The following is a 26,527-nucleotide window of genomic DNA, read 5'->3' as shown; positions in this document are numbered from 1 at the left end:
ACAGGCACGCCCGACAACCGCCGGACATGCCCGTTACAAGGTCTCGTTAATATCGCCGTGCCGTGCCCCAGTTCCGGAGCGACGACCACACCGTGCGTTCCAGCCGGAAACGGTCCACCGGGGTGGAGGAGCCGAGCGCCAGGAAGCGATGTAATTCGACGCCGGTCCACTGGAAGCCGCACTTCTCCAGCACGTGGCGCGAGGCCGGATTCACCACGCGAGCCCCGGAGCGGACCTCGTCGATGGCGAACTCCTCGAACGCGAAATCGATCAGCGCGCGGGCGGCCTCGGTGCCGAAACCCTTGCCCCAATGCTCCACGGCGAAACAATAGCCGAGCTCGGGGGCGTCCTGCCGTTCCCATGTCAGGCTCGCAAGGCCTATGGCCGCGCCCCTGTGCTCGATCAGAAATGTCATGCCATCGGCTGCAACGACGGACGAAACGAACCGCGCGGCATCATCCAGCGTATAGGGGTGCGGCACGCGACGAAGATTCATGGCCACGCGCTTGTCGGCGACGATGCGCGCAATGGCTTTTACGTCCGCGAGGGTCGGCTGGCGCAGAACCAGACGTGCCGTCTCGAGGACGACGGTTCTCAGCTCCCGCAAAGGCTTGATGGGATGTTCCTGTAACATGGCTCGCTCCTTTTGCAGGCCGTTCCCCAGCGGCCGGAAAAGTGAAAGGGGAGGCCGGTTTCCCGTCTCCCCTTGAGAGCCTTTACGCGCTCCGCCGGTTCAACGAGGACCGGCAGAACGTGATTTTCTGCCGTCTATTCAGCCGCTTCCGCCACCGGGACTACGGAGACGAAGGTGCGGCCGTTGGCTTTGGCGCGGAATTCCACGCGGCCTTCAGCCTTGGCGAAGAGGGTGTGGTCGGTGCCCATGCCGACATTCGCGCCCGGGTGCCAGGTGGTGCCACGCTGGCGCGCAATAATGTTACCCGGAATCACGATCTCGCCGCCGAACGCCTTGATGCCAAGGCGCTTGCCTGCCGAGTCACGTCCGTTGCGCGATGAACCGCCTGCTTTTTTGTGAGCCATGGCTCGTCTCCAGAATTCGTCTCAGTGTCTAACCCGATTCCGTAACGGAATCATCTCACTTTTTGTCGCTTTTCGCCTTCGGGGCCGCCTTTTTGGCGGGGGCCTTCTTAGGCGCGGCCTTCGGAGCCGCCTTCTTCGCCGCCGGCTTGGCTGCGGCCTTCTTGGCCGGCGCCTCCTTGGCGGTCTTGGCCGGAGCGTCGCCCTCGGTGACGGCTGCCTCGACCTTCTTTTCCTTCTTCGGGCGCGGTCCGATCGAAGGCGCCTTGCCATCGGTCAGGATCTCGGTGACGCGGATCACGGTGATCTCGTCACGGTAGCCGCGCTTGCGCTTCGAATTCTTGCGGCGGCGCTTCTTGAAGGCGATGACCTTCGGGCCGCGCTTGTGGTCGAGCACCTCCGCCGCGACCGACGCACCCGCCACAAGCGGGCTGCCGAGCACCGGCGTGTCGCCGCCGACCACCAGAACTTCACCAAGCTGCACGATCGAGCCGACTTCGCCGGCGATCTTGCCAATCTCAAGCACATCATTCGGAACGACCCGGAACTGCCGGCCGCCCGTTTTGATGACTGCGAACATCGTTTTATTCCTTCGTGTTCGATCCCGGCGCTCGGACAGGTCCGGGCCGGCTTCTTGTTCAGTCGTTATGGGTTCACTTGTCGATGCAGGCGCAGACAGGCCGCGCACGAGCAAAAACAAACGGCGCGAAATCCTCCGCGCCGGGTGGGTGACTTATAGCCGCGAAAGCCCTCGAGTCAAGGCAATCGGCCCGCCAAATCGGCCAAAATCGAAGGAAAATCAGCCGATTCCGGGCATTTTGGGGGCTTCCGGCGATGCAACTATTGGGTTTCCCCGCCGTTGACCCCAGCAAATCCGGATCAGGGGCACCTCATCATATGTCGGAAGAGAACCGCACGGTCGGCATCGGCAACCATGGCGCCTCCCGGCTGCCGTCCGTCGAGGTCGACAGCTACAATATCGAATTGAAGGACGAGGACGGCTTTCTGGGTGACCGCGCCAGCAAGGGAGCTTTTCAGGACATTCTGGAGGCGTGGCGGAAGCCATTAAAGAAGAGCGGCGACGACCCATTGGGCGGCAAGTCCTCCGAAGACCTCGGCAAGAAGAAGCTCGACGAGATTCTGGTCGGCGACGATATAGAGGCCGCGGCGGTGCTACACAGCGCGATCGAGGAATTCGCGCAGGAGCTTGCTTTCGTCACCCGCCGCTTTCTCAAAAGCAAGGCGTGGGAGAAGACCGAGGCCATCGTGGTCGGCGGCGGCTTCCGGCAAAGCCGGATCGGCGAACTCGCCATCGCGCGCACCGACATCATTCTCAAGGCCGAAGGATTGAAGGTGCAGATGGTGCCGATCCGGTTCGATCCGGACGAGGCGGGGCTGATCGGCTGCGCGCATCTCGCCCCGTCATGGATTTTTGAAGGTTACGACAGTCTTCTCGCCGTCGATATCGGCGGCAGCAATATCCGCTGCGGCGTGGTCGAGACGTTGCAGAAGAAAGCGCCCGATCTGGCCAAGGCGCGGGTGTGGGCGTTCGAGTTGTGGCGTCATGCCGACGATGAGCCGACGCGCGAAAGCGCAGTGAAGAAGCTCGTGAAGATGCTCAAGGATCTTATCGCGAAGGCCGAAGCCGAAGGCTTGAAACTTGCGCCGTTCATCGGCGTGTCGTGTCCTGGCAAGATCGATGCCGACGGCGCGATCGAGAAGGGCGCCCAGAATCTGCCAGGCAACTGGGAAAGCAGCCGCTTCAATCTGCCTGCGATTCTGGTGGAGGAAATTCCAACGATCGGCGATCACGACACCGTGGTGCTGATGCACAATGATGGCGTCGCGCAAGGCCTCAGCGAAATTCCTTTCATGCAGGATTATAAGCGCTGGGGCATCCTCACCATCGGCACCGGGCTCGGCAATGCGCGTTTCACCATGCGCAACGACAAGAAGAGCGCCGAGAAGAAGAACGGCGACAAAAAGAATGGCGACAAGAACGGAGGCAAAGAGAAGGACAAAGACAAAAAGAAATCCTGATGGGAATGGTGCGAGCGCGTTTCTCGCTCGGCGCCTGCAATTCACCATTCCGCTTTATGAGAATTTTTCGAACTCGTTTCGAATACTGAAAATTCCTCTCACCGATTTCAACGAAGTGATGGAGAAATCGCGGCCTTTGCGCGCTGCGCGATTGACTTGCTGCCGCGCCGATCTAGCGTGTTGCCCGCGAGGCGTTTCTTGATTTTGAAATATCGCATCGAACGCCGTCGCGCTCTGCACTGGTTAGAACAACGCTTCTTCGCATGGCGTGATTTCGACCGACGCGCCATGAACAACAAGGTCGTCGAGAGGAATCGTCCATGACTAGGGTTGATGTTGAATCTTGCGGCAAGAACGAAGGCGAGAATGACAAGTCGGGATTGACGCGGCGCGACTTTGCGATTGCGGGGGCCTCGACACTCGCGGCGGCGGCGTTGCCGGAGCTGGCGTTCGCGGCGAAAGCGGGCGGCGCGATGCCGATGTCGATCAGCGAGGCCGGCAAGCGGATGCGCGACGGCTCGCTGTCCTGCGTCGATCTGACGAAAGCCTATTTCCATTACATCGAACTGTATCAGCCGAAGCTGAACATGTTCATTTCGCAATTGAAGGACATTGCGCTGAAGACGGCGGCGGAGCGCGACGCCGAGCTCAAGCAGGGCAAGGATCGCGGACCGCTGCACGGCATTCCGATCCTGGTGAAGGATCTCTACGACATGGCGGGCACCAAGACGACCGTGGGCTCGAAAGCCTTCGTCGACCGCCAGTCCACGGAAGATGCGACTTCCGTTCATCATCTGATTGAGGCCGGCGTCGTGGTGCTCGGCAAGACCAACATGAACGAGTTCGCGGCGGGCGTGTCGGGCACCAACGCCTATTTCGGCGATTGCCATAACCCTTGGGCGCTGGATCGCTCGCCGGGCGGCTCATCGAGCGGCAACGGCGCGGCGCTGGCGGCGGGCATCGGCTTCGGTGGCACGTCGAGCGACACCGGTGGATCGATCCGCGTTCCGGCGAGTTGGTGCGGCATCGCGGGCATCCGCCCGACCTACGGTCTCGTCAGCCTGCACGGGCTTTTCCCGCGTGCCTACAGTCTCGATTGCGCGGGTCCGCTCGCGCGCAATGTCTTCGATCTCGGCTTGCTGCTCGACGCAATGGCAGGGTTCGATCCGCTGGACAAGCATTCGGCGCTGGCGCAGCGCACCTCGTCCTACACCAAGGGCATCAAGGACGGTGTGAAGGGCATGACCTTCGCGACGGTGAAGAACTACACCTATAAGGATGTCGATAAGCCGGTGGCCGACGCGGTGGCGAAGGCGGCGGAGAAGCTCAAGAGTCTTGGCGCCAAGATCGTCGAAGTCGAAATCAAGCCGCTGGAGGGGCAGCTCGACTACAACAAGCTGTTCACCAATATTCTGCTCTACGAGTTCAACCAGATTCTCGGCGACAAATACCGCAACACGCCGAACGCCGCCGATCTGTACGGCCCGATCGTGACGAACAATATCGCGGCCGGCTCGAAAGTGTCGAAGGAAGATTACGAGAAGACCATGAACGAACGCCCTGCGATCATCGCGGAGGTGAAGAAGGTGTTCAATCATGTCGATGCGCTGCTTACGCCCGCGCTTCCGACCACTGCACCGTTGTTGAAAGCGTCGGCGCAGGATTACGGGCGCGGACGGCAGTTCACGATTCCATTCAGCTATACGGCGCTGCCTTCAGCGGTGGTGCCGTGCGGATTCGATCCGCAAGGGTTGCCGATCGGACTCCAAATCGTCGGCGATCATTTCAGCGAGGCGGCGCTGTTGCGGATGGCTTACGCCTACGAGCAGGCGACTGACTTCCACAAGAAGCATCCGCCGATCTTCGCGGGAACCCTTCCGTCCTAGTGAGGGGAACTCTCGGCCATTTGCTTTGTTGTTCCTGACAGGTTGCTAAAAATCGGAAGGCTTTGGCCTTCCGATTGCTTTTCCGGCTTCCTTCAAATTCTCCAATCCATTGGCGATGTCAGGCTCTGATATTTCTATTCAAATATGGGAGGCCGTCAGCGGCGCTCCCGTCGTGGCGACGAATATTCCTGCGCGGCTCGATGCGCTGTTATGGAGTCCGTTTCATACCCGCGTCATCGCAGCTCTCGGTATCACCTGGATTCTCGATGGCCTCGAGGTGACGCTGGCGGGCTCTTTGGCCGGTGCGTTGAAGCAATCGCAGACGCTGCAGTTCAGCAATCTCGATATCGGTCTGGCATCCAGCGCCTATCTTGCGGGCGCGGTGCTTGGCGCACTCGGCTTCGGCTGGCTCACCGACCGCATCGGACGGCGGAGGCTGTTCTTCATCACGCTGGCGCTTTATCTGCTCGCCACGGCGGCCACGGCTCTGTCGTGGAATATCGCAAGCTATGCCACGTTCCGTTTTCTCACCGGCGCGGGTATCGGCGGTGAATACACCGCGATCAATTCGACCATTCAGGAATTGGTGCCCGCGCGCTATCGCGGCTGGACGGATCTCGTGGTCAACGGCAGCTTCTGGCTCGGCGCGGCGCTCGGCGCGGTGGGCGCGATCGTGCTGCTCGATCCGGCCGTAATTGATCCCGACATCGGCTGGCGGTTCGCGTTTCTGATCGGCGCGATCCTGGGCCTCGTGGTGTTCGTGATGCGGTTCTGGATTCCCGAAAGCCCGCGCTGGCTGATGGTGCACGGTCGCCCGCAGGAAGCGGAGCGGATCGTGCAGGAGATCGAACGCCATGCGCGGCCTGCGCGGGAGCATGACGGGGAATTGCCCGCGATCAGGCTGCGGATGCGCGATCACACGCCGCTGCGCGAAGTCGCGCACACGCTGTTCGTCACTTATCGCCCCCGCGCGCTGGTCGGTCTCGTGCTGATGGCGGCGCAAGCGTTCTTCTACAACGCGATCTTCTTCACCTTCGCGCTGGTGCTGACGGATTTCTTCCATATTCCGGCGGATCATGTCGGCTGGTACATTCTGCCGTTCGCCGCTGGAAATTTTCTCGGCCCGCTGTTGCTGGGGCGGCTGTTCGATACGCTCGGCCGCCGCAGGATGATCGCCTTCACCTATGCGATCTCGGGCATTCTCCTGATTGTTACCGGCTATCTGTTTTCAATCGGCGCGCTGACTGCCACGCAACAGACATTGTGCTGGATGGTGGTGTTCTTCTTCGCCTCGCCGGCGGCGAGTGCCGCGTATCTGACGGTGAGCGAAACCTTTCCGCTGGAGGTGCGTGCGTTGGCGATCGCGCTGTTCTATGCGATTGGCACCGCGATCGGCGGCGTCGCCGGGCCGTCTCTGCTCGGCGCGCTGGTCGATACCGGCTCGCGCGCCAGCGTATTTGCAGGCTATCTTTTCGGCTCATTATTGATGATCGTTGCCGCTGTTGTCGCATGGCGGTTCGGCATCGACGCCGAGCGCAAACCGCTCGAAACTGTTGCGCGGCCACTGGCCATCGCAGAATAGATTGAGTCGTTGCGGAGTGAATGATGACGAAGATTGAAGCTCGCGCTTTGCTGCCCTCCTATCCGGATTCGGATCATCCGGTGTTCTCGCCTTTGCTCGAGGACTGCGCTTTTCTGCTCGACATCGACGGCACGTTGCTCGATCTTGCGCCGACGCCGGGTGCGGTCGTGGTTCCACCGGGCCTCGCGGAAGCATTGAGCGGACTGCATATGCGGACCGACGGCGCGCTCGCTCTGGTGAGCGGCCGCTCGCTTGCCGATATTGACCGAATTTTCAACCCGATGCTGTTGCCTGCCGTAGGCGGTCACGGTGCGGAGATGCGGATGTCGGTCGACAGCGAAGCCGATGCTGTGCACGCGCCGCCGATGGACAAGGATCTGAAGAAGCGCTTTGCCGCGATCGGCCACCTCGATCCGCGCATCATCGTCGAGGACAAGGGCTATTCAATCGCGCTGCATTATCGCCAGGCGCCGAATTGGGAACGCGCAATTTATGATGCGGTTGCGGCCATTCGCGCGGACCTGCCGGAAGCGCCGATCGACGTGCTGCCGGGGAAATCAGTGTGCGAGATCAAGAATTCCGGCATCAGCAAGGCGACCGGCGTGAAGGAACTGCTCAAGCACGAACCGTTCGCGGGCAGGCGTCCGATTTTCATCGGCGACGATATCACCGATGAAAGCGTTTTTGCGATCATGCCGGATTTAAAAGGCGTTTCATTCTCCGTCAGTCGTCATGCGCATGGCGTCGATGGTTTTTTTGCAATGCCTGCGGATGTCAGGCACTGGCTCGCGAGCCTGCTTGACGATTCAGTGGCAGATTAAAATTTCTTTAGAAATTTCCGGCCGGAATTTTTTCGGCAAGTCAAGATTGAAACAGATGCGAAATCCTCGCACTCTCAAGGCTCTTTCGAGAGTTCCATCGGCGCTTGCCGCAGTCTTGCCGTCAAATCCACAAAGCAGCACTTAGGAACCATATTGATGAACAGACGTTTATCTGTGCGTCAAACGGAGTGTTCCCTGTGACATTGGTGGTCATATCCAACCGCGTGGCTCGGGCGAAGCCGAACGAGCCGATGACGGGAGGCCTCGCGGCAGCATTGTTGCCGGTGGTGGAAAAATCCGGTGCAATCTGGGTAGGGTCCAGCGGTCGTGTCCGCGACGGACAACAGCGGGAACCTTTCGCGCAGATTGAATCGTTGGGCCGCGGCGCGCTGGCCCTGCTCGATCTGCCGGCCGCGCATTACGGCGGCTATTACGAAGGCTTCGCCAATTCGGCGTTGTGGCCTGCGCTGCATTCGCGTTCTGATCTGATCCGCGTTTCCCAGGACGATTATGACTCCTATCGCGAGGTCAATGCGTTCATGGCCCGCGCGCTGCTGCGCTTCCAGAAATCCGATGTGACTTTCTGGGTGCAGGATTATCATTTCCTCGCGCTGGGCGCGGAATTGCGCAAACTCGATGTGAAAAATCCGATCGGATTTTTCCTCCACACGCCCTGGGCGCCGCACAATGTCATGTCGGGCGTGCCGCATCATCGCGAGCTGATCGAGACGATGCTCGCCTATGACCTGATCGGTTTCCAGACCGATGAGGATTGCGAGAATTTCGCGGGCTACCTCACTCTGGAACTGGGCTACACGGTCAAGAACGGCATGGTGCGCTCGCATTTCGGGCTGACGCGGCTCGCCGCGTTCCCGATCGGCATCGATGTCGAGGGCTTCACCGCGCAGGCGATGCGCGCCATCTCGCATCCCGACGTGTCACGGCTGCGCAAGAGCCTGCATGGCGAGCGTCTCGCCATCGGCGTCGACCGGCTGGATTACTCCAAGGGACTCTTGAACCGCATCCGCGCCTTCGATCGCCTGTTCGAAACCCAGCCGTCGCTGAAGCGCACGGTTTCACTGCTGCAGATCGCCAATCCGTCGCGCGGGTCGATTGAGGCCTATGGCAATCTTCAGTGCGATCTCGCGCAACTCGTCAGCGACGTCAACGGTCGTCACGGCGAGGTGGACTGGACGCCGATCCGCTATCTCAACAAGGGATTCAGCCAGACGACGCTGGCGGGCTTCTATCGCTCGGCCCATGTCGGGGTGGTGACGCCGCTGTACGACGGCATGAATCTCGTCGCCAAGGAATATGTCGCCGCGCAGAACCCAGCCGATCCGGGCGTGCTGGTGCTGTCGAAATTCGCAGGCGCTGCGAACGAACTGACCACCGCGCTGATCGTCAATCCGCATGACATCGACGGCATGGCCCGCACCATCGGCATGGCGCTGGCGATGCCCGCGCCGGAACGGCGGCTGCGCTGGGAAGCGATGATGACGAAGCTGCGGGCTGGCAACATCCAGCACTGGTTCGAATCTTTCATCGCCACTCTGGAAAGCACACGTGACATCACCCAACCCGCACCAGAGGCGCCGCGGGCCGGGCGCGAAACGCTCGGGCGGGGTGGCGCGGTGCTGCAGTGGCAGGCGAGCACCGCCTTGCACTGAAGCGGTGGCTGGGCTGTTTTCGCCCCATCGCCCTGAAAAATCTCGCTATTCCTCAAAAATGTGAGCGGGAAGGGGCCTGCCTGCTTGCAAAATCCGGCCGACGCCTTCATGACAGGCGCCACGGAGAGGTGGCCGAGTGGTTGAAGGCGCACGCCTGGAAAGTGTGTATACGGGAAACCGTATCGCGGGTTCGAATCCCGCTCTCTCCGCCAGTATAAGCCTATGAAAAAATTATATTATTTATACCTGCGCGTGAGCGCTGGCTTTGGCCTGCCTCTAGGCTGTTCCGCCTACGACCTGGACATCAATTGTGTTGCAACTGGCCGGCGGCGGTCGATGATCCGATGATGTGCGCATCTCATCGGTGAGTGGGGCCTTTCCTCGCTTTTGCACCCATGCCGCGTGCCTCGCGTTCTTTATTTCCCCTTTATAAGCCGCCCTCCAAATTCCCATCGTTTCCTTAGCTGCGTCTCTCTACGTGATCGGCGAACACCGCATCACGGAGAGCGTCATGCTCGATATCCTTCTGGTTGCTTTGGGGCTTGCCCTTTTCATTGCGTCCATCGGCTACGCCACTTATTGCGCAGGATTGTGAGGTGGCCATGTCACTCGATTACACACTCGCCAGCCTCGTGACCGTGGGCCTGACCATCTACCTGACCTACGCGCTGCTGCGCCCGGAAAAATTCTAAGGGGCGCGCCATGACATTTGTCGGCTGGATTCAGATCATTACCTTCTGCGCCATCCTCGTTGCGCTGACGCCGATTATCGGCGGCTACATGACGCGCGTTTTTAATGGCGAGCGCACATGGCTGTCGCCGGTGCTCTTGCGTGTCGAGTGGGCGATCTATCGTGTGGCCGGCATCGATGCGGCGCGCGAGCAGCACTGGCTCACCTATACAGTCGCCATGCTGATGTTCAACGCGGCGGGTTTCGTATTTCTCTACATATTGACGCGCGTGCAGGGGGTGCTGCCGTTCAATCCCGCTGCGATGAGCGGTATTGCGCCTGACTTGGCATTCAACACGGCGGTCAGCTTCGTCACCAACACCAACTGGCAGAATTACGGCGGCGAAAGCACGATGTCCTATCTCGTGCAGATGCTCGGCCTGACGCAGCAGAACTTTCTGTCGGCGGCAACGGGCCTTGCGATCGCGGTGGCGCTCATTCGCGGATTTGCGCGGGCGTCTGCGAAGACCGTCGGCAATTTCTGGGTCGATGTCACCCGCGTCACACTTTATGTCCTGCTGCCGGCCTGCGTGGTGTTGGCACTTTTCCTGGTCTGGCAGGGTCTGCCGCAGACGCTGGGCCCCTATGTCGATGCGACGACGCTGGAGGGCGCGAAGCAGACCATCGCGGTCGGTCCGGTCGCGTCGCAGGTCGCAATCAAGATGCTCGGAACAAATGGCGGCGGCTTCTTCAATGCCAACGCCGCGCATCCCTTCGAGAATCCCACGGCGCTGTCGAACTTCGTGCAGATGCTGTTGATCCTCGCAATCGGCGCGGCGATGACCAATGTGTTCGGCCGCATGGTCGGCAACACCAAGCAAGGCTGGGCGATCTTCGCGGCTATGGGCATCCTGTTCGTCGCCGGCGTCGCTGTCGCCTATTGGGCGGAAGCGCACGGAACAGCGACTCTCGACGCGCTCGGCCTCACGGGCGGCAACATGGAAGGCAAGGAAGTCCGCTTCGGCATCGTGGCGTCCGCGCTGTTCGCTGTTGTCACGACTGTAGCCTCCTGCGGTGCGGCCAACGCGATGCATGACAGCCTTACCGCGCTCGGCGGCATGATCCCGATGATCAATATGGAGCTTGGCGAGATCATCATTGGCGGGGTCGGCGCAGGTCTCTACGGCATGCTGCTGTTTGTCATCATCACGGTGTTCGTCGCCGGGCTGATGGTCGGCCGCACGCCGGAATATGTCGGCAAGAAGATCGAGGCGAAAGAAGTGAAGATGGCGATGCTCGCCATCCTCATCCTGCCGCTGATGATGCTGGGTTGGACCGCGATCGCGGTGGTCTATCCGCCGGCGGTCGCTTCGATGGCGAATGCCGGCCCGCACGGGTTCAGCGAGGCGCTTTATGCCTACACATCGCAGGCGGCCAATAACGGCTCTGCGTTCGCCGGCCTGACGGGGAACACGCGGTTCTATAACGTCAGCGGTGCGATCGCAATGTTCATCGGTCGTTTCTGGATGATCATTCCGGCGATGGCGATTGCAGGCTCGCTTGCGCAGAAGAGAACCGTCGCGGCCTCGAGCGGCACGTTCCCGACCACCGGCGGTCTCTTCGTCGGCCTGCTTGTCGGTGTCATCATCATTGTCGGCGGCCTGACCTTCTTTCCCGCGCTCGCGCTTGGCCCCATTGCCGAGCATCTCGCGATGCAGGCCGGTCAAGTCTTCTGAGGATCATCGCCAAGGAACACCGTTATGGAAACATCGAAAGTCCGCAAGCGTTCGGCCGCGAATACGCTCTTCGATCCAAAGATCGTCGTGCCGGCCATCGGTCAGGCTTTTCTCAAACTCGACCCGCGCACGCTTGCCAAAAATCCGGTGATGTTCGTGCTCGAGATGGTGACGGTGCTCACCACGATTCTGCTCGTGCGAGACATCGCCATGGGCGGCCAGAACATCCTGTTCGAAGCGCAGATCGTTATCTGGCTATGGTTCACCGTGCTGTTCGCCAACTTCGCTGAAGCCGTGGCCGAGGGCAGGGGCCGTGCGCAGGCCGATACGCTGCGCAAGACGCGCACGCAGACGCGCGCCAAGCGCTTGCTGGCTGCCGATAATCCCGAGCTGTTCGAAGGTATCATGGCGGAGGAGCTGGAAGCGGGCGATCTCGTTGTCTGCGAGGCGGGCGACATTATCCCGGGTGACGGTGAAATCGTCGAGGGTATCGCTTCGGTCAACGAAGCGGCGGTGACGGGAGAATCCGCGCCTGTGATCCGGGAATCCGGCGGCGACCGGTCCGCGGTGACGGGCGGCACGACGGTGCTCTCCGACCGGATCGTGGTGCGGATCACGTCTTCGCCCGGTACCTCGTTCCTTGACCGCATGATCAAGCTGGTCGAAGGCGCGGAACGTCAGAAGACGCCGAACGAGATTGCGCTGACGATCCTGCTGGTCGGCCTCACCATCATTTTCGTGTTCGCCACGGCCACGATCCCGAGCTACGCGGCCTATGCGGGTGGCGCAATCTCCATCGTGGTGCTGGTCGCGCTGTTCGTGACGCTGATTCCGACCACCATCGGCGCGCTTTTGTCCGCCATCGGCATCGCCGGCATGGATCGTCTGGTGCGGTTCAACGTGCTTGCGATGTCGGGCCGGGCGGTGGAAGCGGCGGGCGACGTCGATACGTTGCTGCTCGATAAGACCGGAACGGTGACATTCGGCAACCGACTGGCGACCGAGATCATTCCCGTTCCCGGCGTCAGCGAGCGCGAGGCAGCGGAAGCAGCACTTCTTGCCAGCGTCGCGGATGAAACGGCGGAAGGCCGCTCCATCGTGTCGCTGGTGCAGGAGAAATATAGTGTGACGCGCGAAGATGCGACGTCGAATGCCAGGTTCATCGAATTCTCCGCCAACACACGTTTGTCGGGCGTCGATACCGGCGAGCGGATGTTGCGCAAGGGCGCTATCGACTCCGTCCTGAAATTCGCAAGCCAGGCTGGTGGGCAAAATCTCGTGGAGCCTCCGGCGTTCCGCGCAGCGGTCGACAAGATCGCGCGGGCAGGGGGTACGCCTCTGGGTCTTGCCGATGGCGGCAGGCTGCTGGCGGTTATTCATCTCAAGGACGTGGTGAAAGCGGATGTGAAAGAGCGCTTCGCCGAATTGCGGCGGATGGGCATCAAGACGGTGATGATCACCGGCGACAACCCGATCACCGCCGCAGCGATCGCGTCGGAAGCAGGTGTCGATGATTTCATCGCCGAAGCCACGCCGGAAGACAAGCTGCGCTACATCCGCGATGAGCAGGCGCATGGCCGGTTGATCGCTATGTGTGGCGACGGCACCAATGACGCGCCCGCGCTCGCGCAGGCCGATGTCGGGGTGGCTATGCAGAGCGGCACGCAGGCCGCGCGTGAAGCGGGCAACATGGTCGATCTCGATTCCAATCCGACCAAGCTCATCGAGATCGTCGAGATCGGCAAACAGCTTTTGATGACGCGCGGAGCGTTGACGACGTTTTCGATTGCAAATGACGTGGCGAAGTATTTCGCCATCATCCCGGCGATCTTCCTCGCGTTCTATCCGCAACTCGGGGTGCTCAACATCATGCACCTCGCGACGCCGCAGAGCGCGATCCTCTCCGCGATCATCTTCAACGCGTTGATCATCATCGCGCTCATTCCGCTTGCGCTGAAGGGCGTTGCCTATCGCCCCATCGGTGCGGGAGCGCTGCTTCGCCGCAACCTGCTCGTTTACGGCCTCGGCGGGCTGGCTCTGCCGTTCATCGGCATCAAGGTGATCGATATGCTCGTCACCGCATTGCAACTCGCTTGAAGGAGGTTTCCATGTTGAAGGAAATCCGTCCCGCCCTCATCGTTCTGCTGATGCTCACGGCCATCACGGGATTGGCCTATCCGCTGGCCATCACCGGACTTGCGCAACTGGCTTTCCCGGTACAGGCAAGCGGAAGCCTGATCGAACGCGATGGGCAGGTGATCGGCTCCGAATTGATCGGCCAGCAATTCGCAAGCGACAGATATTTCCATGGCCGCCCGTCCGCGACGACGGCACCAGACCCGAAGGATGCGAGCAAGAGTGTGCCGTCGCCTTACAATGCGGCGAACTCGGGCGGCTCGAACCTTGGTCCGACCAGCAAGGATCTTGCCGAACGCGTGAAGGCGGATGTGGCGAAGCTGAAGGCGGAAAACTCGTCAGGATCGATTCCGGTCGATCTGGTCACCACATCGGCCAGTGGGCTCGATCCGCATATCTCGCCGGAGGCGGCATTCTTCCAGGCTGCACGCGTAGCCAAGGCACGGAACATCCCCGAAAGGACGGTTCGGGCGCTGGTCGCGGGCCAGACCGAAGGGCGGCTGTGGGGTTTTCTTGGCGAACCGCGTGTCAACGTCTTGAAACTTAACCTCGCACTCGACAAGTTGACGTCGTAGACATTCCGCACTGGAATTTCATGGCCACCGAACCGGCCCCACGCGCATCGCCCGATGCATTGCTCGCCAGAGCCCGGAAAGAAGACCGGGGCCATCTGAAGATTTTTCTTGGCGCGGCTCCGGGTGTTGGCAAGACATATGCGATGCTCACGGCCGCCCGCGCGGAAAGCGCAGGTGGCCGTGATGTCGTTGCCGGGCTGATCGAGACCCACGGCCGCCGCGAGACGGAAGTCCTGACCGAGGGGCTTGAGACGCTGCCGCGCAAATCCATCATCTATCGCAATCAGGTCCTGCGCGAGTTCGATCTCGACGCGGCGCTGAAGCGGCGGCCCGGCCTGCTGCTCGTCGATGAATATGCCCACAGCAATGTGCCGGGCAGCCGCCATCCGAAGCGCTGGCAGGATATCGACGAACTGCTGAAAGCGGGCATCAATGTTTGGAGCACGCTCAATATCCAGCACCTCGAGAGTCTCAACGATGTGGTGCAGAAGATCACCAAGGTACGCGTGCGGGAAACCGTGCCGGACATGGTGTTCGACAAGGCCGATGAAGTCGTGCTGGTGGATTTTCCTGCCGGTGAATTGCTGAAGCGTCTCGCCGAGGGAAAAGTCTATGTGCAGGACACCGCCGCGCGTGCGGTCGAGAGCTTCTTCAAGCCGCAAAATCTGACGGCCTTGCGCGAGCTGGCCCTGCGCCGGGCGGCCGAGCGCGTCGATGCCGATCTTGTCGAGCGCATGCAGGCCGAGGCCATCGAAGGGCCGTGGGCGGCCGGCGAGCGCATTCTGGCCTGTATCGGTCCAGATCCGATCTCTCCCGCGGTGATCCGCACGGCCAAACGGCTTGCCGACCTAATGGATGCGCCATGGATCGCCGTGACGGTCGAGCGGCCGGGCGTCAATCCGGACGAGGAGACTCGCAAACGGCTTGACGAGGCGATGGCGCTGGCGCGCTCGCTCGGCGCGGACACGGAGACTCTGACGGGAGCGGACATTCCCGCAGAATTGTTGCGCTTCGCGCGGTTCGAGAACGTCACGCAGATCGTGGTCGGGCGTTCGCGCAACGGCTTCTTTAACGAGCTGCTGCGGCGTTCGCTGCCGCATGAGTTGGTGCGGCGGACGCAGGACATCGCCATTCATCTCGTGACGCGGGCTCGCGAGGCTGACAAGCCTCGGTGGCGATGGCGGCTGCCGCCGCTCAATGCCAATGCGACGGCCTTTGTCTCGGCAACGGCGCTGGTCGCCGTTGCAACGGGTATTGGCACGATCCTGACCGATCTGACGACGATCCCGAACCTTTCGATCGTCTATCTGTTGGCGGTTCTGCTGACCGCTGTGAGATTTGGCATCTGGCCGGCGATTTACGCGTCGGTGCTGTCGTTCGGGGCCTACAATTTCTTTTTCATCAAACCGCTTTATACGTTCACGATTGCGGAGCCTTACGAACTGCTGGCGCTCGCGATTTTCCTGCTGGTCGCGATTATCACTTCGGCCGTAGCGGGGCGCGCCCGGTATCAGGCGGGTGTATCGGCCAGTCGGATGCGGGCGATGCGAAGGCTCTACGAGTTCACCCGGCGTCTCTCGGGTCTCGCGACTCCCGATGCCGTTGCCGAGGGTGCGGCGAGCGAGATGCACATCAGTCTCGCAAGATCGATCGTCGTTCTTCTGGAAAATCATGCGGATCTCGACCTCGTGGCGGCGTGGCCGCCGGAAGACAGCCTCGATGCCGCCGCGATGACCGCTGCCCGATGGGCCTATCAGCACAACGAACCCGCTGGCGCCAATACGGGCACGCTGCCGACCATCCCCTGGTATTTCATCCCACTGCGTTTCGGGGAAAGAATGCTCGGTGTTGTCGGCGTCGCGCGGGAGAAAGATCAGCGCGATCTGGATTCGGAGGCTCTTGCCCTTCTCGATACACTGGCCGAACAAACGGCGTCGGCGCTGGATCGCGCGATGCTGTCGCGCGAAATGGTCAGTGCGAAAACCGCGACAGAGGCGGAAAGAGTGCGCAACACCATGCTGGCCTCGATATCGCATGATTTCCGCACGCCGCTGTCGTCGATTCTTGGTTCGGCGAGCAGCCTGCTTGACTATGGGGAGAGGCTCGATCCTGCCGCGAGGAACGACCTGCTTCAGCACATCAAGGTAGAGGCCGAGGGGCTGGATGAACTGGTGCGCAACCTGCTGGCGGTGACGCGCATCGATGCCGGCGCGCTGGAGCTGCGCCGCGACTGGGTCGACCTGCGTGAAATCGTGCAGCGGATCGTCAGTGCCGCACGGCGGCGGGGAGCGGCGCAGAGCTTTACGATAGGGCTTCCTTCGGACCTGCCATTGATCCGCGCCGACGCGGCTTTGATCGAGCAAGCGGTCGGCACCGTTGTTGCAAATGCCGTCGCGCATACGCCGCGCGAGACGATCATCACCATCGAGAGCATCATAACTGAAAATGAGATTGAACTGATGATTTCCGATAATGGCCCCGGCATTCCCGCAGAGGCGCTGCCGCGCATCTTCGAGAAATTTGTTTCGCTGGGGGCAGCCTCCAGCGCGGATGGCGGTCACGGAACGGGGCTTGGGCTTGCAATCGCCAAGGGCATTGCGGAGGCTCACGGTGGGTCTGTCGAAGCGCAAAGCCCGGTAGCTGACGGCCACGGAACGCGCTTTATCCTGCATCTGCCGCGTGAGAGGGCGGAGCCATGAGCAGCAGGACCCGTGTTCTGATCGTGGATGATGAAGCTGCCATCCTGCGCTTTCTGAAGCCCGCGCTGGAAGCCAATGCTTATGAGATTTTCGTCACCGCGACGGTTGCCGACGCCATCAAGCAAATCGCCACCACCACGCCCGATATTGTTTTGCTCGATCTTGGATTGCCGGATGGTGACGGGAAGGATGTGATCGGGAAAGTGCGCGAGTGGTCGGACGTGCCGATCATCGTGCTCTCCGCGCGGGAGCGGGAGGTCGAGAAGATCGAGGCGCTCGATAAGGGCGCGGACGATTACGTCAATAAACCGTTCAATGTCGGCGAATTGCTCGCCCGGATGCGGGCCGCGCTGCGTCACCGGATGCAACGCAAGGCGGAAGTTCCCGTTCTGCGCATCGGAATGATCGAAATCGACTCGGTCCGTCATCGCGTGACGCGCGGCGGCGCGGAGGTCAAACTGACGCCGAAGGAGTTTGATCTGCTGTCCTTTCTGTCCCGGCACGCCGGCAGGATTGTAACCCACAGGCAAATCCTCGCGGCGGTGTGGGGCGCGGCCCATGTCGAAGATACGCAATATCTTCGCGTCTATATCGGCCAGCTTCGGCAAAAGATCGAGGACAATCCGGACGACCCGAAACTGGTCCTCACGGAGCCGGGGATAGGCTACCGCATTTCAGAAACAGTCCTGTGAAATGTCTACCAGCCGGGTGTAGCGATGCCGCGTGGCGCTAGCTGCGAGGCATCATGCCGGTGCTCCTTTGGCCCTGAAAGCCGATTGAAGCATGAAGATCGGACTTGGCAGAAGTCCGAGGCGCCGCCAGATAAAGGCTGCCATCGCGACATTCCAGATCACGAGTGTGATCGTTGCCGAGATCGCCGCGCCGATCAGCCCGAACTGGTTGACGAGGGCGGCGCTCAGAAGAATGTTGAAGAGAGCGCTCAGAATCAGGAGAAGTGCCGCGATCCGCTCGCATCCGGTCATGGTCAGGATCGATAGTTGCGAGCCACAACTCGCGGCGAGAACCTGGCCCAAGAGGAGGACATGGAGCGCGGGCACGCCTGCGTCATAGGCTGGGCCGAACCATGAGAGGAGCGGTTCTGCGATGATGGAGAGTGCGAGCGCGCTGAGAGCGGCGCCGCACAGTGTCCATAAGGCGATCCTCGCAGTCAGGACTTGCAGCGCGTGGTGCTGCTTCCTGACAAAGAGGTCGGAGATCGTCGGTGCGAGCAAGGTGTTGGCAGCGGTTCGCGGCAGAGCCACCAGAAAGGAGATGCTGAACGCGAGCGCGTAGATGCCGGCCTCCTTGGTCAGCCCGAGCCAGCCGAGCACGAGCACGCCGCAGCGATTCAACATCGCTTCGGTGGCGGCAATCGCCACGAGAGGCAGGATCGTCTTTCGCCAGATCGGTATATCGTAGCTTGGCGCGATCCCATCGATCTCTTGCGGATGAAGCCGCCGGACCGCGAGGCTCGCGAGGACAAGGGCCATGGCCGTGCTGGCGAGGGTCGCCATCATGACCAGAGGGGCATCAAGACGCCATTTCAACACCTGGCTTAAAAGCACGACGATGCAGATCAAGGCGCCGTCGCGGATCATGCGATCCGGCACCACGGCCGACAGAACGCCGCCGAATGCGCGGACGATCGAACTTCGAATCCACAGCAGCGCCCAGACTGGGACCAGAACAAATCCGGCGAGAAAGGTGTTTCGCAATTCCGGAGATATTTCCCTATTCGGAATCACGACGGCGGCTGCGCCAACCACAACAACGATTGCGCCGGCGACCGCCATGCGCTGTTCCGAGTACCGGATTACGCCGCGCAGCAGGCTCCATGCCTGATTGGCACGATAGGCGGATACGAAGCGCAAGAGCGCGATATCGAAACCCAGTGCGGAAAAATAGGCCAGCACGGTGACCCAAGCGAGAACGTAGGCGTAGACGCCAAAGGTCTCGGCGCCAACGATCCGCGCGATCAGGAGCTGCGAGCATGCGGTCAGTCCGGCGCCGGCGACGTAGACCGCAAGCGCCGCGATGCCGCCAATGGTCACGCGCCGGATCGATCCGCTGCCAAGGACCCTGTCAAACATGTGGAAGGCCCTCGCTGGAGAGATTGCCCCAAAGCGCATGGGATGTCTGATATGGCGGGCGCAGTACCATTTTGATCTGCTCGGCGGTCTCTCTTACCGCATCGTCCAGCGAGCCTGGATCGGATGAATTGATGCAGGTGACCGGCTGGCCCCGTTTTCGAAGAAGGCCGAGGAGATATTCAAAGAGTGGGTGTTCTTCGCTGTTCGTTGCCGGATCGACTTCGAGCATGCGCTCGACCGGGCCTTGGAAGCGCTGCCGGTTGTGAAGGCGTGCGGCCAGAATATCGGGAGACGCATCGAGCTGGATCAGCAGATCTGGTTTCGGGATGATGTCGAGCGCGCGCGCGATCAGCGTTTCGTCGGCCGATGGGTGAGAGAGTACAAGTGAGCAGACCGCCTGAATGAAGGCCTGGTCGAACAATGTGATGTGGCTTGAGTTGGAAGCCATGTGCCAGGAATGGGACAGGCGGAGAATGTATTGGCTCAGTCTGACCGACGAGAGAAAGTTCTTGGGCGGGAGTACCTTTAACAGGCTTGCCGCCGTGCTGAGATCGTTCCGATAGGCAAGCGGGTGAAACGTCATTGTCAGAAGTTCAACGACAGGCCTCACCAGACGGATCGCCACGGCAGCCGTTGGCGCGGATATCGGATGTTTGCGGGAATCCGTCGGTAATCGCTCGGCCGGCCGGTAGCTGAGAACCAGATCAACGTTTTGATGCTGATTCTGGAGTTCAGCAGCCAGTGCGCGGGCAAAGGTCGTCTTGCCGACGCCTTGTGGGCCAAAGATCTCGACAATCATGCGCGAGCTCCATGAGAATCTACAGAAGATCCCATATTTCGGATTTGATCTGGCGTATCACATCGGGCAACGGCTGCTCGGCGTCGATGGTGACGACACGTCTCGCCTCGAAGGTGAGATGCCGTAAGGTCGTGATGCGTTCCCGAACGATCGATGGGTCCATATCCGGTTCGCGCAATAACGCCGTTTCCGGCGTAACCTGCAGCTTGATGACGAGATCCGGCGGTAGACGTTGCGCGAGAAGATACGCGGAGGCTTCGAGGCGGCGAAGCCAGCGTGGCGCGCGGGGAACGCGGTTGAGAAGCGGGCCGTCGTTGAAGCTTGGCGTTTGGTTTTGGGGATAGCGGTCTGTCAGAATGATCAGCCCGCGGTTGGCGCCGCGCCGCGCGCTCACCAGTTTGTTTCGCTTCTCCCTTGCGACGACGAGCGCCCAGACCGTGAGAAGCACACTGTATAAAAAGCCCGGCTCCCGGTGTGACATTGCACCATGGGACGCACCCTTCGGTCGCGTTTTGAGGGCGCCTGCGATGAGCGGCAGCATCATCTTGAATGGCCGTAGCAGAAGCGATGGCCTGCCATCTCCGGTGCCGAAATACATGGGAATGGTGTCGATCTCCGATCCAAGCCATTCATGGATCGTGGTCACGGCGGTCGATTTTCCGCTGCCATCGACGCCAACAATAGCGACGATCATGCCGCCGCCCGGCGCGCGCCGACTCCATGGCCGAGGCAGATAAAGAAATTTCTTGTTGATGCCTCCGATGGCCCAGTGCATGGCTCGTACAATTGTCCGCAGACGAGCCTCGATCGCGCCGTACATTCGATAGGGCGCAAGGAATTTTTCGACATGACGCCTCAGGACCGACTGATCTTCCACCGGCTTTTTGTCGCGAAACGCTTCGACGAGTTCGGTGGCCAGGCGTTCGTTCATCAAACGGGAGGCCAATTCGTGGAGTGCGACGTCGTCGACGCGGGACGCAAGAGCCATGCGGTCCAGGGAGAATTTGCGTGTCGTGGAGGTCCAATGCCGCCATGTCACCGGATCTCGACGCCGTAACTCCAGGCAACTGCGGACGACTAGCAGGAACGCTTCGCTGATGGGGTCGAGTATCCTGATCGGGAAAGCCGGGTGCCGAATGGAACGTGCAATGATCACGTCCTCCCACGGAAGGCGATAGTTTTTCAGCAGCCGTTCGCCTGATATCAGGCGGAAGTGCAGATGAACGTGCACCAGTCGTCCGATGAGACTGTCATGGCCGAGGAAACTCAGAACGGCGGGGTCATCCCGGTAGGGGGCGGACGGAAAAAGCTTCAGACTGCATTCCAGCAGGATGGCTTCGCAGCGATGTTGATCCTTCCGCGCAACAAGAAGATCGAGGTCGCTTTCGCCGGTCAGAACGGAATAAATGCCCCTACTGCTTTTCCAGAAACAATAGGAGATATCGGCTTTCTGAAAGCCCTCAAGAACTGCGAGAAAAACAAAAGAGATTGCGCTCTCCGAAGGAGGCTGCGCCGTCGGTTCAAGTTCTTTATGGATCTTGATCGGCCTCATGATCGAATTGCTCCGGCTTCAAGAGCATCGCTGGTGGGATGTTCTGTCGCAAAATCCGCCTTCTGCCATGGCCAGGATTAAGTCGGGCGTGAATAGTAGTTTTCGTATGTCACCAGCGCCTCACCTGCGTCGCCATAGCGATAGGTCGCGTGCATTTTCAGGTCGACCTGCGTCAGAAGAGCGAGAGGAATGTCGATCCCTTCGCCGCGGCGATTGGGGGCGCGCAGCAAGCCGATCGCATTCTGTGCAACCTCGCGCCGGGTGCTGCCCCATTTGACGACAAAGACGACCTTGTCGGCCATCGGCGCCAGCAGTCGCGATTCGACAATTCCGAGGAGGGGCGGCCCATCAATGATGATGCTGTCGTAACTCTTGCTCAATTCGCTCAGGAGAAGTGGAAGCCGCTGGTCGGCGAGGATCGGCAAAGCATCCAATGGAGACGTCGGCATGGCGAGATAGTCGATTCCAAGATCGGGAATATGCGTGGTGATGTCCGCCGCGGACTGGTTGCGCAGAAGAACATCGAAGATTTCTCCCGCGGTGCTGTCGCCAAGCTCGCGCGAGACGGACGGCCGCTTGAAATCGAGGTCGATCATCAGCACCCGCCGCCCCAGTGATGCGGCGCAGACGGCAATGCTGACGGCAGCCGTCGTCTTGCCTTCTCCGGGCACACTTGAGCTGATCAGAACGGTCCGCGGTGCACGTTGCGGCGTTGTGAGCCAGAGTTCGCCGACAACCGAGCGGATGGATTCAGTGTAGGCGGAGAAAGGCTCGGTCAGCATATGCTGATGAGGTTTCACATTGCGTATGTCGGATAGCCGGGGAATGAAACCGACGCAGGGAATCCCGAGGGCATCCTTGACGTCGCGTTCGCTGCGCAAGCCTCTGTCGCTTTGCTCCATGATCACGGCAATGAAGCTTCCGCCGACGAGAAGAATGATCAGGGTCGGCAGGATAAATAAAATCGGATTGTGGGAGCTGGGCTGGTTCGGCGGCGTGGCGAGAGAAACGATTCGAGCAATCGACCCGATGTCGCCTCGCTGGCCGATAATTTCCCGCTCGCGCCTTTGCAGGTTGGAATAGATCAACGCGCTTGCGGCTGCCTCGCGTTCAAGTGCGCGAATTCGTGCATTGGCGTCTTGCGCTCCCTGGCTGCTTTGATCCTGCGAAGCCTGGGGCGGGCTGCGGGCTTCTTTCTGGGCGGCTATCGCGCTCTGGGTGGCGGCGTTGCGTGCCTCGGCTATCCGATCGCGAAGCAGTGCGAGTTCGCGCGACGTGTACTTTGATTTCTGGTCGTTCTGGCCGTCGATATACAGTTGCACGGCCTTGTTGACGACGATTGCTGATTCTTCAGGGCTCTGTGATGTGTATCGGACGACGATAATTCGAGAGCGGTCTTCCTGAGCGACCCGCAGATGCCGCTCAAGATCTTCGACATCGATGAGTGCTCCATGCCGATTCCTGAAGAAGGTTCCGATCCAGATGTGAAGGCGGCGGTTGAGCTCGCCTGCCCATGAGGCGTCTGCTTGGGCTGCGGGCTGCGTCGGAGGGGAAGGCAGGGCCGTGGCCGCGGCGGCGGTGCGCCGGGACCGTTTCGCGGTGGCGATGAATTCTGGATCAGCCAGCAGGCTCTTGACGACACGCTGAAGCTGATCGTGCGATGTCAGAAGCTTGACTTGCGTATCAATGGCGGAATCCTCCGAAGCGGGTGAGGCGGAGGCGCCGCTGGCACTCTGGGTCGGTTCGACGATGATCTGGGCTGCGGCAGTATATTTGGGGGCGACCAGCAACGCTGCCGCCGATGCCAGCAGCGTTCCGCACAATGCGATCGTCAGGATCAATCTCCGGCGCCGCCGTAATGTGTCGAGCAGTTCGATCAGGTAAAGCCCGGAGGTAGCCTGCGCGTCGTCGGGTTGGGTGTATCCGGAATTGTAGATGTTACGGATAGGCTGGATGTCGGAGGCGATCCTGTACGCGATATCCCTATCAATGTGTGTCCAGTTCATGACTCAGCCTCCACATGACATTTCACCGCTGGCGGATCGAGCACAGGCAGCGAGGGACTTGTATGGCGGTTCGCATCGAGCCAGGATTGAACCATCAGGACGGACCATAAATAGCGCGAGCGGTCGCGCTGACCGGTCAGGTGTTCCTGCCAGCATGCCTGGACACTTCGAGAATCGATGAGGCCATCGTCGCGGATGCGGCGCATATCGAGCAGCCCTTGCGCCCACTCTCGCAAGGGGCCGCGAAGCCAGAAACCGATCGGCACGTTGAAACCCTGCTTTGGCCGCTCGAAAAGATATTCCGGCAGATAGCGGCGCAGGACTTGCCGCAATATCCATTTGCCTTGTCCGTTGCGAACCTTCAGGGCTGTCGGCAGTCGCCAAGCGAATTCGACCACGCGGTGATCGAGGAAAGGGCTGCGTGCCTCGAGGCTGGCCGCCATGGTCGCTCTGTCGAGCTTCACGAGAATATCCCCGACGAGATAGCTGGCCATATCGCAATACATGATGTGCGATGCCGCGTCGGACAGATCGGGGATGTCTTCATGCTCAAGCAGCCCGAAGGATGCCGTCTGGCTTCCGCGGGAGAAACTCATGAGCCGGTGGTAGAGTTCGCCGTCATTCGTGACGTTGAGCACCCGCGCGAGCTTGTCCAGATTGTCCTTGATGAGAAGCGCGCGCATGTCCTCGGAGAGGGGCAGACTGCCGAACCACTTTTCCCACGCCTCCGGACTTCGCATATGAAATGCCGAAGCCATCATGTGGCGCAGTCTTGCGGGCATTTTGAAGAGCAGCCCCAGACGCGCCATCGCGATATGGCGAGAGTACCCGCCAAAGCATTCGTCCCCACCATCGCCTGACAGCGCGACCGTGACGTGCTGTCGTGCCAAACGGGACAGAAGCAACGTCGGTATTTGCGATTCGTCCGCGAATGGTTCGTCCCATACCTGCGGAATGTCGGGGATGACGGCGAGAGCTTCATCCGGCGTGACCCTGAACTCAGTGTGTTCCATGCCGAAATGCCGCGCGACCATCGCGGCGTGATGTGCTTCGTCGTAGCTCGACTCGGCAAATCCGATGGTGAATGAGCGAATGGGCTTCTGCGATTGCGCCTGCATCAGCGCCGCGATCATCGAGCTGTCGATTCCGCCGGAGAGAAATACACCGAATGGAACGTCGGCTTTCATGCGCTGCTGCACGGCGTCTCGCAGCAATTGGTCGAGTTCGGTTTCGAGATTCGCAGGACTTGCCGTCAACAGGTTCTGCTGACCTGCCTCCGCAGTGGCGGCGAGTTGCCACCAGCGCCGGACCTGTCGGCGCAGATGAGGGAGGCTGCCGGTTGCGACGTCATCGGCGGTTATTGAGAGGATCGAGCCGGGAGGGAGCTTGAAAACGCCTTCCCAGATACAACTGTGATCCGGAATGAAGCCGTATTGCAGGACCATGGCGATCGCATTGCGATCTATCCTTGGCTCGAAGCCGGGATAGGCCCGGATGGCCTTGAGTTCGGACGCAAAGACGATGCCGTCCGGAACGATGGCGATATACAGAGGCTTCTTCCCCATGCGATCGCGCATGAGGTGCAGGGTACGAGCTCGTCGATCCCAGACGCCAAGGGCGAACATGCCGGAAAATTGCGGCAGAGAGGCTTCGATGCCGAAGCTCTCGAACGTGGCAAGCATCACTTCGCTGTCGCTGTGGCCCCGGAAACGATGATGGCTCTTTTCCAGTGTCCGCCGCAGCTCCGCGAAATTGTAGACCTCGCCGTTGAAGCTCATGACGAGATTCTTGTCGCGCGACAGCATGGGCTGCTTTCCGGCCTCCGAGAGATCGACAATCGAAAGCCGTCGATGGCCAAGGGCGATGCCGCCTTCTGCGTCGATCCAGGTGCCGCTGGCGTCGGGGCCGCGATGCTGCAGGGTTGCAGTCAACTGTGCGATTGTCGCAAGTTTGCGCGGGTCGGATTTCTCGGGATGCAGAAAGATGCCGGCAATTCCGCACATGTCATTCGCTCCGATTGTACAGGAGAGACGAAGCGCGGGAATTTGCGCTGGCCATCAGTGCAAAGGCGATCGCGAACCAGAACAATGGCTGGCGAATGATGAGATGGAACATGCTGAGAACAATGATGCTCCACACCACGACCACCAATGCATCGAAGTGCATGCGATAGGCCGCATGGAAGGCGGTTCCGACCAGCCAGGTGAACGACAGGATCGCGATCAGGCCGCCCTGCGTGAAAAGATCGAGAAATGTATTATGCGCCTCGAAGTTCGGCGTGCCATTGACCTGAGGGTGCTCGATATATTTTGGCTCGGAATCTTCCCGTCTCGCGGCTACGAGAACCGGAGGAATCTCGATATGAGGCCCGGGTCCAAGTCCGAGCATGCCTGACTCGATTCCGCGATCGATCGCGCTCCTCCATGCATTCAGACGTATGTTTGCCGTCTGCGATGTCTCCTGCCGCGTGCCCTTTGCCATCTTCATCATGAGATCGAATGTTTCGGCTTCGACCAGATTGGCGAACAGGAACGCCGTGGCTGCGATGATCGGAAGCGAGATAATGGCGATGCCTGCGATGGCCCTCCTGGGCGATGGCTTCGGCATCGTCAGCCAGGACCTGAGTTTCAACAGCGTAAAAAGCAGAATTCCGGTCACCAGGATGACCGCATATGTATCGCTTTTGGTCAGTCGCCCAACATAAATGGAGAACGCCGCGCATAGAGCGGCGATAGCCTTTCTGCCGAGTCCGGAAATGTGCTCGATAAAATGAACCGACAGGAACGTGGTAATCGCACAAAAGATGGCAAGCTGGTTCGGATTGTCCGACAAGCCGCGGAATCGTTCCCAGTACCAGGGATCTGTATGCGGGATGGCGATCAGGCCCCCTGCGGTCAGGAGTTGAACGCCCAGGAATGCGGTGCTGGACAGTATTAAAAGCCATGCGGCGCGAGGAATGGAGCAGCCAGCGTCAGGTCCTACGGTGCAGAGAAGGCTGACGGCGAGAACGATCGCGTATGCGAGGATGTCGTGGATAAACAGGTTCGGATCGTGAATGTCGCTGATCACGAATGCCGTTGCTGAACCCAGGCATAGCGAAATGATGAAGAATATCCAGAAGACGCACATTCGGGAGAGTGCGGGTGTCATCTTCGAATGAAGGAGGCTTCCGGCTTCGCCGATCATCAGGCCGATCCAGATGACGAGACTGACTTCGCCCGGCCCGATAG

General features: G+C 60.4%; 20 protein-coding genes and 1 tRNA gene. 12 read left to right on the top strand and 9 right to left on the bottom strand.

Annotated elements, in window-relative coordinates; genetic code table 11:
* Positions 1-46: 46 nt before the first annotated feature.
* The 3 genes from AC1RNA_RS02175 to rplU all read right to left on the bottom strand — a co-directional run bounded on the left by AC1RNA_RS02175 (position 47) and on the right by rplU (position 1,615).
* Positions 47-634 (bottom strand): GNAT family N-acetyltransferase, encoded by a 588-nt coding sequence (locus AC1RNA_RS02175; protein WP_492950059.1) that lies wholly within the window; start codon positions 632-634, stop codon positions 47-49.
* 134 nt (positions 635-768) lie between these two features.
* Positions 769-1,038 carry a 50S ribosomal protein L27 gene (gene rpmA, locus AC1RNA_RS02170; RefSeq protein ID WP_002717526.1) on the bottom strand — a complete coding sequence of 90 codons (270 nt, stop codon included), beginning with the start codon at positions 1,036-1,038 and terminating at the stop codon, positions 769-771.
* Positions 1,039-1,093: 55 nt separating this feature from the next.
* Positions 1,094-1,615, bottom strand: coding sequence for a 50S ribosomal protein L21 (gene rplU, locus AC1RNA_RS02165; RefSeq protein WP_492950058.1), 522 nt, complete (start codon positions 1,613-1,615; stop codon positions 1,094-1,096).
* A gap of 317 nt (positions 1,616-1,932) precedes the next feature.
* Between rplU and AC1RNA_RS02160 the strand changes: the two genes are divergently transcribed.
* From AC1RNA_RS02160 to AC1RNA_RS02105, 12 genes are all read left to right on the top strand, one after another.
* On the top strand, positions 1,933-3,075 hold the full coding sequence (locus AC1RNA_RS02160; protein WP_492950057.1) for an ROK family protein: 1,143 nt from the start codon (positions 1,933-1,935) through the stop codon (positions 3,073-3,075).
* Positions 3,076-3,395: 320 nt separating this feature from the next.
* Positions 3,396-4,961, top strand: coding sequence for an amidase (locus tag AC1RNA_RS02155; RefSeq protein ID WP_492950056.1), 1,566 nt, complete (start codon positions 3,396-3,398; stop codon positions 4,959-4,961).
* Between the two features lie 115 nt (positions 4,962-5,076).
* Entirely contained in the window at positions 5,077-6,543 is a 1,467-nt protein-coding gene (locus AC1RNA_RS02150; RefSeq protein WP_492950055.1) for an MFS transporter, read from the top strand.
* A gap of 23 nt (positions 6,544-6,566) precedes the next feature.
* Positions 6,567-7,364 carry a trehalose-phosphatase gene (gene otsB / locus AC1RNA_RS02145; RefSeq protein ID WP_492950054.1) on the top strand — a complete coding sequence of 266 codons (798 nt, stop codon included), beginning with the start codon at positions 6,567-6,569 and terminating at the stop codon, positions 7,362-7,364.
* Between the two features lie 197 nt (positions 7,365-7,561).
* Positions 7,562-9,034: a trehalose-6-phosphate synthase gene (locus AC1RNA_RS02140; protein ID WP_492950053.1), complete on the top strand. Its 1,473-nt coding sequence runs from the start codon at positions 7,562-7,564 to the stop codon at positions 9,032-9,034.
* A 122-nt stretch (positions 9,035-9,156) separates the two neighbouring features.
* Positions 9,157-9,246: transfer RNA gene (locus AC1RNA_RS02135), tRNA-Ser, on the top strand.
* Positions 9,247-9,636: 390 nt separating this feature from the next.
* Entirely contained in the window at positions 9,637-9,726 is a 90-nt protein-coding gene (locus tag AC1RNA_RS02130; protein WP_002715533.1) for a K(+)-transporting ATPase subunit F, read from the top strand.
* Between the two features lie 10 nt (positions 9,727-9,736).
* A complete protein-coding gene (gene kdpA / locus AC1RNA_RS02125) occupies positions 9,737-11,440 on the top strand; it encodes a potassium-transporting ATPase subunit KdpA (RefSeq protein WP_492950052.1) in 1,704 nt (567 codons plus the stop codon).
* 24 nt (positions 11,441-11,464) lie between these two features.
* Positions 11,465-13,537: a potassium-transporting ATPase subunit KdpB gene (kdpB, locus tag AC1RNA_RS02120; protein ID WP_492950051.1), complete on the top strand. Its 2,073-nt coding sequence runs from the start codon at positions 11,465-11,467 to the stop codon at positions 13,535-13,537.
* 11 nt (positions 13,538-13,548) lie between these two features.
* The gene (locus AC1RNA_RS02115; RefSeq protein ID WP_492950050.1) at positions 13,549-14,151 is read left to right on the top strand and encodes a K(+)-transporting ATPase subunit C; all 603 of its coding nucleotides are present in this window, start codon (positions 13,549-13,551) and stop codon (positions 14,149-14,151) included.
* 20 nt (positions 14,152-14,171) lie between these two features.
* On the top strand, positions 14,172-16,850 hold the full coding sequence (locus AC1RNA_RS02110; protein WP_492950049.1) for a DUF4118 domain-containing protein: 2,679 nt from the start codon (positions 14,172-14,174) through the stop codon (positions 16,848-16,850).
* Entirely contained in the window at positions 16,847-17,542 is a 696-nt protein-coding gene (locus tag AC1RNA_RS02105) for a response regulator (protein WP_009339577.1), read from the top strand. The genes AC1RNA_RS02110 and AC1RNA_RS02105 overlap by 4 nt, the downstream gene beginning before the upstream one ends.
* 51 nt (positions 17,543-17,593) lie before the next feature.
* Here the strand turns inward: AC1RNA_RS02105 and AC1RNA_RS02100 are convergent, their stop codons facing one another.
* From AC1RNA_RS02100 to AC1RNA_RS02075, 6 genes are all read right to left on the bottom strand, one after another.
* Positions 17,594-18,940 carry a lipopolysaccharide biosynthesis protein gene (locus tag AC1RNA_RS02100; protein WP_009339578.1) on the bottom strand — a complete coding sequence of 449 codons (1,347 nt, stop codon included), beginning with the start codon at positions 18,938-18,940 and terminating at the stop codon, positions 17,594-17,596.
* Positions 18,933-19,739 (bottom strand): nucleoside/nucleotide kinase family protein, encoded by an 807-nt coding sequence (locus tag AC1RNA_RS02095; RefSeq protein ID WP_009339579.1) that lies wholly within the window; start codon positions 19,737-19,739, stop codon positions 18,933-18,935. Before AC1RNA_RS02095 ends, AC1RNA_RS02100 begins: the two co-directional genes overlap by 8 nt.
* A gap of 19 nt (positions 19,740-19,758) precedes the next feature.
* The gene (locus AC1RNA_RS02090; RefSeq protein ID WP_492950048.1) at positions 19,759-21,291 is read right to left on the bottom strand and encodes a nucleoside/nucleotide kinase family protein; all 1,533 of its coding nucleotides are present in this window, start codon (positions 21,289-21,291) and stop codon (positions 19,759-19,761) included.
* Between the two features lie 77 nt (positions 21,292-21,368).
* On the bottom strand, positions 21,369-23,297 hold the full coding sequence (locus AC1RNA_RS02085) for a polysaccharide biosynthesis tyrosine autokinase (protein ID WP_492950047.1): 1,929 nt from the start codon (positions 23,295-23,297) through the stop codon (positions 21,369-21,371).
* On the bottom strand, positions 23,294-25,300 hold the full coding sequence (asnB, locus tag AC1RNA_RS02080; RefSeq protein ID WP_492950046.1) for an asparagine synthase (glutamine-hydrolyzing): 2,007 nt from the start codon (positions 25,298-25,300) through the stop codon (positions 23,294-23,296). Before asnB ends, AC1RNA_RS02085 begins: the two co-directional genes overlap by 4 nt.
* A gap of 1 nt (position 25,301) precedes the next feature.
* Entirely contained in the window at positions 25,302-26,483 is a 1,182-nt protein-coding gene (locus tag AC1RNA_RS02075) for an O-antigen ligase family protein (protein ID WP_492950045.1), read from the bottom strand.
* Between the last annotated feature and the right edge of the window lie 44 nt (positions 26,484-26,527).

The sequence above is a fragment of the Afipia sp. GW821-FHT14H12 genome (genome assembly GCF_058803465.1).
Note: the sequence above shows the minus strand (reverse complement) of the source record. Positions and strands in the feature narration are given on the sequence as shown.